General features: G+C 47.8%; 7 protein-coding genes. All 7 read right to left on the bottom strand.

Annotation, left to right across the window (positions count from 1 at the left end):
• Nucleotides 1-187 precede the first annotated feature (187 nt).
• Nucleotides 188-5,716: an amino acid adenylation domain-containing protein gene (locus tag ACKFKF_RS31670; RefSeq protein WP_446871374.1), complete on the bottom strand. Its 5,529-nt coding sequence runs from the start codon at nucleotides 5,714-5,716 to the stop codon at nucleotides 188-190.
• Nucleotides 5,713-8,934 carry a non-ribosomal peptide synthetase gene (locus tag ACKFKF_RS31665; RefSeq protein WP_446871373.1) on the bottom strand — a complete coding sequence of 1,074 codons (3,222 nt, stop codon included), beginning with the start codon at nucleotides 8,932-8,934 and terminating at the stop codon, nucleotides 5,713-5,715. The genes ACKFKF_RS31670 and ACKFKF_RS31665 overlap by 4 nt, the downstream gene beginning before the upstream one ends.
• A gap of 538 nt (nucleotides 8,935-9,472) precedes the next feature.
• The gene (locus tag ACKFKF_RS31660; protein ID WP_446858416.1) at nucleotides 9,473-9,829 is read right to left on the bottom strand and encodes a recombinase family protein; all 357 of its coding nucleotides are present in this window, start codon (nucleotides 9,827-9,829) and stop codon (nucleotides 9,473-9,475) included.
• 110 nt (nucleotides 9,830-9,939) lie between these two features.
• Nucleotides 9,940-10,464 (bottom strand): hypothetical protein, encoded by a 525-nt coding sequence (locus tag ACKFKF_RS31655; protein ID WP_446871372.1) that lies wholly within the window; start codon nucleotides 10,462-10,464, stop codon nucleotides 9,940-9,942.
• 513 nt (nucleotides 10,465-10,977) lie between these two features.
• Nucleotides 10,978-11,301 (bottom strand): YnfA family protein, encoded by a 324-nt coding sequence (locus tag ACKFKF_RS31650; RefSeq protein ID WP_446871371.1) that lies wholly within the window; start codon nucleotides 11,299-11,301, stop codon nucleotides 10,978-10,980.
• On the bottom strand, nucleotides 11,301-11,699 hold the full coding sequence (locus tag ACKFKF_RS31645) for a P-II family nitrogen regulator (RefSeq protein WP_446871370.1): 399 nt from the start codon (nucleotides 11,697-11,699) through the stop codon (nucleotides 11,301-11,303). The genes ACKFKF_RS31650 and ACKFKF_RS31645 overlap by 1 nt, the downstream gene beginning before the upstream one ends.
• Nucleotides 11,700-11,900: 201 nt before the next feature.
• A partial coding sequence (locus ACKFKF_RS31640; RefSeq protein WP_446871368.1) for a hypothetical protein occupies nucleotides 11,901-12,594 on the bottom strand: 694 nt, incomplete at its 5' end.

Below are 12,594 nucleotides of genomic sequence, written 5' to 3'. Positions count from 1 at the left end.
GGGGCAGAAGTGCTGAATAACGAAGCGAGAAAACTCCATCGAATTCACGTTAATTCAGGCAGCCCCCTAAATCTCGCACGAGTGAGGTTTGAATCAAAATCTTGTCTGAAAATCACCCAGAATTGGCAACTTGGGGCAGAAGCATGGAACATCGAAGCGAAAAACTTCTATGGAATTGCCCATTGTTTTATGACAAGTAGCTTCTCAGTTGTTGGGCTAAGGTCTGAACATGGGGCGGTTTTAGTAGAGATAAATGATTGCCCGGTACTTGGTGTAGTTGAATATTATTTGTCAATGCACTCCAGCCTAGTGTAGGGTCTTGTCCCATCGCATCCGAGTTCTCAACCGCTTTGAATAAGATAATGCGATCGCGATAAGATCGCGGCGTGTAGCGGTAGGCAGCTTGAGCGTTGGCATAGACAATTTTTAGGATAGAAGCGATCGCAGATTCGTCTAGTAGCTGTAATCGGGCTGCTTCGGGGATCTGACGGGCGATCGATGACCACTGCCAGCGAGCAAACCGGGGGTTGCGGGAATGAAGCCAATTAGTCGCCAATGCACCATAGTCGAGTAAAAACGGCAGCGTAGACCAGAGGGCAGTTCCAAAAAGAAACTTGAGGCTGTGATAGAGCGATAGTTTGTTGCAAGGAGCGGGAGTATCGAGCATCGCTAATAAACTAATCTGATGACCTGCCTGAGTGAGTTGTTGCGCCATCTCAAAGGCAACCAGCCCACCAAATGACCAACCCCCCAAAAAGTAGGGCCCTCGCGGCTGGAGTGTCTGAATCGCTCGAATATAGTAAGCCGCGATCGCTTCGATTTGATTCAGGGGAGAAGATTTTCCATCTAGTCCCAGCGGTTGAAGTCCGTAGAAGCTGCGATGACTGCCCAAATGATGCGCTAGTTCGAGATAGGGAAACACAACCCCAAACATAGGATGAACACAGAAAAAAGGCTGTTCACTGTCACCCAACGTTAGCGGAACAAGGGGCGATCGAGCTTCTGTGAAGGATTGTGCGATTGTTGGCTCAGAGGGTGATTCATTCAATTGGTCGAGGTTGTGAGCAATGTGGGGTGTAGATTCTGGAGCCAAGCGTTTGCGCCGATAAGCAGACCGATTAAGCTGAACTAAGGGAGGAATTTTAGTTTCTAAAGCACTTTCTAAAGCACTGTCGCGCAAGGTTTCTAGAATGGGAGCAAGTTGAGCGATCGTGGGAGCTTCAAACACAGTCTTTAAGGGCAGTTCTAGACCCAGAGCATCGCGTACACGAGAGGTCATCTGGGTGGCTAGTAGGGAGTGTCCCCCTAGTTCAAAAAAGTTGTCGTGTGGGTTGACTTGCTTGAGCCGCAGGAGTTCTTGCCAAATGTCAATCAGGGTTGATTCTGTTTGAGTTGAGGGCGCGTTTGATGGTCTTGATGTTACTTCACTTAGCGGTGGAAGGGCGCGGCGATCGACTTTACTACTAGCCGTGAGAGGCAGCGTTTCTAATGGCACAAAGGCAGAAGGCACCATGTAGTCAGGTAGCGTTTGTCTCAGATATTGACGGAGATCAGGAATGAGTTGACGAGCAAATTGAGACTGAAGTGGGTAGTTAGTGTAGTGGCTCCAGGATTGGTCAACCTGCTGAGAAGTAGATAAGTTGATTAACGCAGTAACGCCGTGCCGAACTAGCAGAACATCATAATCCCCAGCCTGAGATTGTCTTGACCAGGTAATCTCGACAGTGTAGGGTAGTACTGTTTCTAAGTCCCACCATTGTTGGGGGTCGATCGTCGTAGCGTTTTGCAACTCGTCGCGGAGTCGTCCCACGGTTTTTGGGGCTGATTGAGTGCGTAACCAGTTGGCAGCTTTGACCGCAGCATTGACTCGACTATTCGCAACATTCGTAATTAGCAGAATTTCTGGTTTAGTTTCTACTAGCTGCTTTTGAATGGCTTCAACCGTAATTGCATCGATCCAACTAATTTTTTGGATGGGAGGTAGCGGTGTTTGCGGCTTGTCTTGTGCGTCTATATGCAGCAAAACGTTATAGCGAAACTGGGTCATCTCATTGTGACTACGACCGCGTGAGAGGCGAATTTGTACTTGTCGAACTTGAGGAAATTTGTCTTGCAGCGCATCAAATAACTTGGGGTCGATCGCGAGTTCAGGTTCTTCAAAGCATGATCGATTCACAAGCTGTTGAAGTTGAGTGCGATCCATTGCTGCATCTGCCTGACAAAATTGCACCCAGGTATGAAACGCCGTTAGTAAAGGGAGACTTCGCACATCACCCACAAACAATACACCGCCCGGAGCTATAGTCTGAATGGCTTTCTCTAACACCTGCATTAGATAGTCGGCGCTGGGAAAGTACTGCACGATCGAGTTCAAGATCACTACGTCAAACGATGCAGTATCAATGTTCTCAAAGTTAGTTGCAGTTCGCTGGAGTAGTTCTACTTGAGGAAGCGTTTCTAGTTGCTTTTGAATCGACTCTAGCGCTACTTTCGAGAAATCTGTTCCCACATACTTCTGGCAGTGCGGGGCAATTTGAAACAGCAGTAGGCCCGTACCACAGCCAATTTCTAACACTCGTTTGGGATTGAGCGCAAGTATTTGCTGAACGCGATCGCTCACCCACTCTTGCATCTGATCAGAGGGAATCGGCTTGCCTGTGTAGCTGCTGTTCCAGCCTGTCAGGTTGAATTGGGAAGTAGAAGTTGGGGATTGATAGGTTTGGTTGTAGAGGGCTTGCCAGTGTTGAAGGTGTTGGGTTTGTAAAGCTTGCTGAATATGGGAGCGATCGAGGCTAAAGTAAGCAATCAACCGCTCATCAGATGGCTCTTTGGAAGCGACAACTACCGCCTCTCGAATTGCTGGATGACGCTGTAATGTGGCTTCGATTTCACCGAGTTCTACTCGAAAACCTCGGATTTTGATCTGGTGATCGACTCGACCCAAAAACTCAATTGTTCCGTCAGAATGGTAGCAGGCACGATCGCCCGTTCTGTAAAGAGTCGAGTATTGGGTACGAATAAATCGCTCGGCGGTTAGTTCGGGTCGATTGAGATAGCCACGAGCAAGCCCTGCACCTCCAACATATAGTTCCCCTGGAATGCCGACGGGGACAGGATTTAAGTTAGCATCGAGAATATAGACCTGAGTGTTCAAAACGGGATGACCGATCGTTAGGGGACAATCACCTGGATTCAGCTTGGCAACAGTTGCCCAGATAGTTGTCTCAGTCGGGCCATAGGCATTAAAAAAGTGGCGATCGACTGCCCAGCGATCGACGACCTGACTAGAGCAAGCTTCTCCACCTGTGATCAACACTTGAAGAGCAGGAAGCTTTGCCGCTGGTAAAACAGCCAATACGGCTGGAGTGAGTAAGGCATGAGTGATCGCATTGTCTTCTAAAAATTGCACCAGAGCAACTTCTGGTAACTGTGTGGGAGAAAGATACAAGGTAGCACCAGAGCCAAGGGCTAGGACTATCTCAAACACAGAAGCATCAAAGCTCAGAGAACTCAATTGGAGAACTCGACTACCACGAGACGGGTGAAAGAGAAGCTGTTGGGCGGCAACCACATTACACAAGCCACGATGAGATAAAAGAACACCTTTGGGAGTGCCTGTAGAACCAGATGTGTAGATGACATAGGCAAGCTGATCAGGACTTGAAGAGACTACTTCACAAGGTTTGAGGTTGGTAGGTGATGGCTGATCTAAACAAATAATTTTTGCTTGTAACGGCGGCAAAGATTGAACTAACCAGGATTGAGTCAGCAAGATCGTCACCTGAGTATCAGACAACATAAAGTGAAGTCGATCGCTCGGATAACTTGGATCAAGCGGCACATAAGCTCCCCCGGCTTTGAGGATGGCTAAAATTCCGACTATCATATCCAGCGATCGATCGACACACAGCCCAACGAGAGAATTTGCCTGAACTCCCAGGTGTTGCAGTGTTTGCGCGAGAAGGTTGGCTTGTTGATTGAGTGCTTGATAGGTGAGCGATCCTTGTGCAGATACAACGGCGATCGCGTCTGGGGCTTGTTCTACCTGTGTCTCAAAGATTTGATGGAAACAGCAATCGGGGATAGCTTTCGAGGGGGTTTGGTTCCATTGGACAATTTGCTGCCGTTCTGGGAATGTGAGTAAGGGAAGGTCTAGCAGCCGATCGTCTGGGTTGGCAACAATGCCTTCTAGTAGCGTTTGATAATGTCCAATTAGGCGGCTGATTCTGTCACCCTTAAACAAATCAGTACTGTAGGAAATAAAGCCACCTAAGCCTTCCTGAGATTGCCACAAACTTCCCAGCCCGTGAGCAGGTTCCCAAAGATGTACTTCTAGGTCAAATCGAGTGCTAGTGGATTCTAAGGGGGTAGGTTCCAAGCTTAATCCAGGTAGTTGCAGAGATTGCATCGGGGCATTCTGAAGCGCAAAAGCTACTTGAAACAGAGGATTGCGGCTGAGATCTCGATCTGGCTCAAGTTCTTCTACTAACTTCTCAAAGGGTAGATCTTGATGGTCATAAGCTTCTAGAGCAGCCTCCTTAACCCGTCCCAGCAATTCCCGAAAGGTTGGATCTCCTGATAGACTCGATCGCATCACCAAACTATTCACAAAAAAGCCAATCAGCCCCTCTAATTCACTGCGATGACGGTTAGCAATGGGAGAGCCGATCGCAATGTCTTCCTGCCCCGTGTAACGGTATAACAGCGTTTGAAAAGCTGCCAGTAAAGTCATAAATAGAGAAGCGCCGGATTGTTGGCTAAGGTCTATTAGCTTTTGAGTGAGAGTCGGTGAGAGTTGTAGTGGATGAGTAGCGCCTCGATAGGTTGGGACAGCAGGACGTTGAGCAGTTCCGCCAATCGAGTAATCATTGGGCAACTGTAACTCTGGCAGATCATCTAGTTGCTTGCGCCAGTAGGCTAGTTGTTTCTCTAAAATTTCGCCCTGTAACCAGGTGCGCTGCCAGCAGGCAAAGTCAGTGTATTGAATCGGTAGGGGTGGTAAATCAGGCGATCGTTCTTCAACAAATGCTGTGTAGCAACAAGCTAATTCTCGAACTAAAACTCCTAATGACCAACCATCAGCAACAATGTGATGCAGCGTCAATAATAAAATCGACTCAGTTGAACTAAGCTGCAATAAGGTTACCCGCAACAGTGGATCGGTCGTTAAGTTAAACGGATGTTGAGCTTCGATCGCTGCTAATTGCTGGCAGATATGTTCTCGATCGCTAACCGCCACAGTCTGTAAATTAACCACTGATAACTTAACTTTTCCATCAGGCTCGACGACTTGAACTGTTTGCCCGTCTACAGTTGTGAAGGTTGTCCGAAGGGCGGTATGACGGCGCACAATTTCACAAAACGATCGCTCTAATGCAATTTGATCGAGTGTTCCAGTTAGGCGAATGGCAGCAGGCACATTGTAAAAAGGATTGTCGGGTGTGAGTTGGTGCAAAAACCATAGCCGCTGTTGAGCAAAAGATAGCGGAAACACACTTCCCTGAGAGGCTGGTTGGATCGTGATTGGTTGAAGTGCACGCGATCGCAGGTATGCAATTAGTTCAGCTTTGCGATCAACTAACGCTTGGCGCAAATCGGTCGTCAGAGTTCCTTCGGGTGCATTACAGCGCAACCGCATTTGGTCTGAATCCTGGTCGATCGAGATTTGCACATCCAGGCTTTCTAAATAGGAAATAAACTCAGCGATCGATGTCATAGTTCTATTTCCTCACGTTGTTGCGCTGGGGTCTGGGTTGGTTTGAGAGCTTCAATTTTGTGGGCTAATTCGACGATCGTGGGAGTTTCAAACACAGTGCGAAGCGGCAATTCTATCTGAAATCGATCGCGGATGCGGGAGACAAGCTGGGTGGCTAGTAGAGAGTGTCCGCCTAGTTCAAAAAAGTTATCGTGAATGCCAACGGATCGCCCTAGTAGTTGAGTCCAAAGTTCGATTAAGGAGGCTTCTAGCGAGTTAGTCGGTGCGAGGGTTGAATGCGGTTCAGCGATCGGAGGAGGAAGCGCTTTATGGTCTACTTTGCCATTGGCGGTTAGCGGAAGCGTGTCTAACGTGACAAAGGCCACAGGCAACATATAAGTAGGGAGTTTTGTTTTAAGAAACGATCGTAGTTCCCGTTCAGTCAACATCTCTAAGCCTTTGGGAACTACATAAGCAACTAGCTGTCGATCAAGGTCTATTTCACGCACAACAACTACAGCAGACTGTACGAGCGAATGCTGCATGAGAACTGTCTCAATCTCGCCTAACTCCACCCGAAAGCCACGAATTTTGATCTGATGGTCTGTTCGTTCCAAAAATTCGAGATTGCCATCCGCTCGATAAAGGGCACGATCGCCAGTTTTATAGAGCCGTGAGAAGGGGTTAATAAACCTTTCTATTGTCAACTCCGGACGATTTAGATATCCCTGTGCTAGTCCATCTCCACCTAAATAAATTTCGCCGCTCACCCCCGCTGGCACTGGATTCAGACTGTCATCTAATAGATAAACCTGAGTGTTAGCAACCGCTTGACCAATCGGAATCGTTGTTGCATTCTCCAAAATAGCCTCGACTTCATACCAGGTAGAAAAGGTTGTATTTTCGGTTGGCCCGTAGACATGAATTAGATGTTGAGGCTTGCCTTGTTGTACAACCGATCGCACTCGATCAACATTCACCATCTCGCCGCCAAATAGCAGGTACTTCAGCGATCGAAAGGCCGTCGGAATCTGGCTCACCGTTTGATTGAACAAGGCTGTCGTTAGAAACAGTGTGTTAATCTGCTGCTGCTGCAACTGGGCGACAAACCTAGTTGGCAAAAGCGTAGTTTCTCGTTCAATCCCAATTAGTTGTCCTCCGTTGAGCAATGCGCCCCACACTTCAAAGGTGGCTGCATCAAACGCGAGATTAGCTACCTGAGCAATACGATCGCCCGGTTCTATCTGTATATAGTTGGTTTCACACACCAGTCGATTGACGGCTTGATGCGGCACCATGACTCCTTTGGGCGCTCCTGTTGAACCAGACGTGTAGATCACATAAGCAAGCTGACTCGCGGTGCAGGGAACAGACAAATTCTCATCCGACTCTTGAGCGATCGTATCCCATTCTTGCTCCAGACAAATGATCTTGGTTCTATCAGTTTGTACTAACTCTACCCAGTCTGATTGAGTCAGAACTACCAAAATTTCGGCATCCTCTATCATAAAATGCAGGCGTTCTGGAGGATAGCTGGAGTCCAACGGAACATAAGCGCCTCCTGCTTTTAGAACTGCCAGCATTGCGGCGATCGCTTCAACCCCTCGCGCTAGACAAATTCCTACCCGCATTCCCGCACTAACTCCCAGTCGCTGCAAATATCGCGCTAGTTGGTTACTGCCCTGATTTAACTGTTGGTAAGTGAATGATTGGTGGTATTGAACAGCGATCGCACTGGGTCTTTGCTGAACCTGCGCCTCAAATAGTTGATGAATTCCCACAGTCGGATAACTGGATTGATTACTAGCCCACTGCTGTAACAAAGCCTGTTGTTCTGTAGGAGTTAATAAAGGAAGCGCAGAGAGAGGGGTGTCTGGGTTGGCAACAATGCTTTGTAGTAAGGTTTGAAAGTGCTGTCGTAGCGCTGCGATCGTCGTTGAATCAAACAAATCAGTGTTGTAGACAATTACGCCACGCAATCCGTCTGACTGCTGCCAACCTTCGCCCCAGAGGTTTCTGAAGTTGTCTGCACACTTCCAAACATATAGCTCCAGATCAAAGCGAGAAGTTTTAGTTTCTAATGCGACTGGACTCAGCACTAATCCAGGTAATACAAGCTGCTCGATCGGGGTATTTTGTAAAGCAAAGACCACCTGAAAGAGCGGATTTTGACCCAGACTACGAACGGGCTGCAAACCTTCTACTAGCTTCTCAAAGGGTAAATCCTGGTGATCGTAGGCTGCCAGGGTAACCTCTCGCACTCGGTCTAACAGTTGCCGAAAGGTTGGATCGCCGACTAGATTAGTTCGCAGTACCAGACTGTTGACGAGAAACCCAATTAATCCTTCTAGTTCACTACGGTGACGGTTAGCAATGGGAGACCCGATCGCGATATCTGTTTGTCCCGTATAACGATGTAATAGCGTCTGAAAGGCTGCCAACAGCGTCATAAACAGCGTTACGCTCTCTTGGTGGCTTAGGGCTTCTAGTGCAGTGAGTAATGACTGTGGCAGTTCTAGTAGCTGGCTGGCTCCCTGATGGGGTGACAATGAAGGGGTGCGCGATCGAGAAACAACACCGGGCAAATTTAGAATCGAGACATCCTTTAATTGCTGTTTCCAGTAGCGTAGTTGGCTGTTCAAAACTTCTCCCTGTAGCCATTCTCGCTGCCAGTGAGCGAAATCTGCGTATTGAATGGGTAAGGGTGGCAACAAAACCGATTTGCCCTCGGATGCATACAGTTCTCCTAATTCTTGAATCAACACCCCACTTGACCACTCATCAAAAATGACGTGATGCAATGCTATTAGCAGCAAATGTTCTGTCTCCTGCAACTGCCATAATTGCACGCGAAACAAGGGGCCTTGATCAAGTTGAAAAGGCTGCTCAATCTCCTGCCAGATCTGCTCTAGAGCAATGCCTTCGCGAGTGTTAGTAGGTAATTCTTGTAGATCAACAAACCTGAGCGGCACAGTCAAAGGAGCAACGACCTGAACCAACTGTCCATCAACAACTTCAAACGTCGTACGGAGGGTTTCGTGACGGTTAACGATCGCTTGAATGCTCTGGTAGAGGTGCGATCGCTTCAGCAACCCTGTAAGCCGAAATACAAGCGGAATAATATAGAGAGAATTTCCAGGAAGCAGTTGTTCGATAAACCACAACCGTTGTTGAGCAAACGAAGCGGGAAAGATCAAGACATCTTCCTCAAGCTCCTGGTTTGTTTGATCTAAAATCATTCACACCTACATCGGGCAACCTCACTCTGTTGTAGAAGGAAAAGCGACTCAGGAGTTATGCTCTAAGGTAGATTTTGACGAGAGGATGTGTATTTTTTTGTTGCATTCCTGAGAACAAATTTGCATTTCAAATGCTTCTGTAAACAGCTTGTAACAACTTCTTAGGCTCGAAAATTGAATAACCTGCAATTTTGGCTGGCGGTTCAAACCGCGCTTACCAGAACGAAGTCTGCACAGACTAGAAGAGATGAGATCTGACGAACTACTGTTTAAGGAATGAGAATTAAATAAACGTGAATTCGATGGAGTTTTCTCGCTTCGTTATTGGGCACTTCAGCCCCCCAACCCCCCAATTTTGGGGGACTTTGAGACAATATTTCTCGTTCAAAGTCCCTCACTTGTGGGGGATTTAAGGGGCGAAGGATTACGGCAAGTACAGATCAATTGACTTATGTATACACGGTAGATCCTAACGCTAGGGGATGAGACTGTAACGTTTCTGCACAATTGATCACGATTTTTTGCTGCTTACTGAATTTTAATCGTCCTGATCATCAGATGGCTCCATGCCCATGATTCTCGGCGTACGCCCATAGAGGCGGTCTAAGACTCGCTTAACTGAAATGCGCTGCCACTGTTGTCCCCGTTTAGTCTGATAGCCATTTTGATTGAGCCAGTCCGCAACCTGCTGGAGTGATTTTCCAGATTTGTGATGTCGGCGAATCAACTCCACAATCTGCTGTTCGTCAGGATTCTCGACCAGTTCTCCGTTGAGCGATCGCTGTCCAAAGGCAGGAGATCCGTAGCCAGCATAGCCACCCTGAGCCGCTTTTGCGCGTCGTCCTTGTTCTAGCCGTTCCCAGATCTCGCGGTCTTGAAAATTCTCGGCAACCATCGTTTCTAGTAAGATTTACTAAAGTTGCATCTCAAAGCAGTTTCAGATTGCTCTCTAAGTTGAGATAGCAGCTTTTGCAGTCTATGACATTCTTACTAAAATAGAGTGTTCTAAACAACGGATTTTTTAAGTAATTGTTGGGCCCGATCGATCTCTTGCGCCGTTCCTTCGACTATCAGGAGAATATTGCCGTTGGCGACCTGTTGACTGTACTTTTTGGCTTGTTCAGAAGTGAGTCCCAAACCAATTAAGGCACCGACTAAACCACCCGCCGCCGTACAAATGCCCCCACTTAGCAATGTGAATGCGATCGCTGACGATAAGACCACTTGACCCACACCCGGAAGCGCCAGCAGTCCTGCTCCCAATAACAATCCGGATGTTCCGCCAATCAGGTTGCCTAATACAAACCCTTTTTTTAATCCGGTTGCGGTGCCTGTGATCGCTCCAATGGGGGAAGCAGCAAGGTCAGATGAGACAGTACTCTCAGTGTATTCTCCATCGTGACCGATTAAGAACGCTTGTGCGATCGGGAAGCCAGAGAGAACCAGGCGATCGAGTGCTTTTTCGGCTGTCTCGCGGTTAGAGAACAATCCGATGACTTGCCGACGCTGCTTTAACACATCCCTAAACATCGCTTTTTCCTAATAGTTAAGAATTTTCTGTATCTTTAACTACAGTTTATCTGTTTTTCAGGAAAAAACTAGGGGTTATCAGGCGAGTGTCAGCAAAGATTAACACTTGAGGGATGAGGGAGAACTTCGTTCCGCTTCGCGAGAGAGATGAGGGATGGGTTCTAAACCTCCTTAAAACAACGTCAGTTCGATGAAATCTTTCGCTACGGTAATTAATCCGGGCAGCCCCCTAAATCCCCCAATGCTGGGGGACTTTGAACCAGAATTCTTCTCTTAAAGTCCCCCAAAGTTGGGGGGTTGGGGGGCAGAAGCGCCAAACAACGCAGCGAAAAAACCTCATCGAATTGATGTTAAAACAGAGAACTTGAAACGGAATGCTCATTTGAAAGTCTTCTAGAGTTGGGGAGTAGAAGGGTAGAATAACGAAGCGAAAAACTTGACGAACTTCCATTAAAAAAACGATCGCAGGTTCTACACTACGATCGCCGCAAGACAGATTAAACAATCAAGGGTTCAGTGTCGCGGGGCGTACATCATGACTAAAACGCCTAGAAGCGCAATCCAGCCGCCCAGCCAGTCAAACTTGTCGGGAGGCACTCGATCGACCAGCCAGCCCCACAAAAGGGACAACACAATAAAAACCCCGCCATAAGCAGCGTAGGCGCGTCCAAAACTGACGGGTTGTAGCGTGGGAACTACGCCATAGATTGCCAGAATGATCACACCTAACACCGCAAGCCAGATGCTTTTTCCTTCGCGTAACCACAGCCAAAACAAGTAGCCGCCGCCAAGTTCGCACAAACCTGCAACGACAAAGAACACCAGAGATTGAATCATTATTTTTTGCGAGAATCGCTGAGTGTGGCAGGTTCTTCGATCGTCAAAGCCGCTTCATTTTCTTCGCTGGTGCGAATGCGGACGGCTCGACTCACTGGAATCACAAACAATTTACCATCTCCGATCGTTCCTGTTTTGGCGGTTGAGACAATCGTATCGACTACCTGATCAGTAATGTCATCATTCACGACAATTTCGATTCTGACTTTGGGGATGAAGTCGATCGTAAACGGCTTTCCTTCCATGTCGAGCAGTCCCAAAAAAGCGAGTGGTCGTCCTTTTTGTCGCCCAAATCCTTTGGCACCTGTGACCGTCATTCCCTGAATTCCTAACTTAACTAAGGCTTCTTTCACCGCATCAAGCTTAGAAGGCTGAATGATTGCGAGAACTAAATTCATGGGTGGCTCCCCTTATTGGTTTTGCGGATTGTTTAGACGCTAGTTCGATGAGGTGATTTTGCTTCGTTGTGAAGCGCTTCTGCCCCCCAAGCTGCCAATTCTGAGGGACTTTAGGGCTTGCAAAACGTACTACTAACAAACGTACTACTAACATTTGAAGAATCGGTACATTTCGCGTAGCTCAACACACTCTACAGACATCTACTTGGAACTTACTCGATCGCGCAGTGGATGTCTCACATCAGAGGGGAGAAACAACGGTTTGCCCTTGAGTAAGCTATCACCAATCAGGTAAGCAAATCCAGCGACAAAGAAAGCGATCGCAATGCCGATCGCAGTGATCGAATTAACTTGGGCGTTCCCAGATCCGGTCAAGCCGTAGTAAAAAATGCCGCAAACCATCGCCAGATTCATCACCAAACCCAGGATGGGAATCACGATCGTTTTGATGGGATTGTTTTCGCCATCGAGCAGATGTTCAAGCGTTGCAACTAGCGTGACTCCGCAGGTAATGCCATACAGCATAAAGGTGCCAATGTTGGAGACCAAAGTCACGATCGTCACGTTATCGACACTCTGAACTGCATAGGCCCCAATTAACGCAGAGAGTCCTGTCAAGAAGTAGATGCCCAAAAATGGCGTGTTGTAGCGACCATGCAAAAAGCCGAATACAGCGGGGAGTTCTCGATCGGCTCCCATTGCATAGCTGATTCTGACTCCGGTAGACAGGGAGGAAAGTCCGGTGCCAATCAGAGCCATCACCACAGTACTTGCCATGATGATCTGTAACAGAAACCCATTACCAAACAACAGTGTGTCACCGAGAATTTTGGCAATATCTCCGATCGGGGCCCCTGATGCCAGCGCAGCCGCAAACCCAGTCACCGTCTTGCCG

This window comes from Phormidesmis sp. 146-12 (assembly GCF_052939495.1).
Note: the sequence above shows the minus strand (reverse complement) of the source record. Positions and strands in the feature narration are given on the sequence as shown.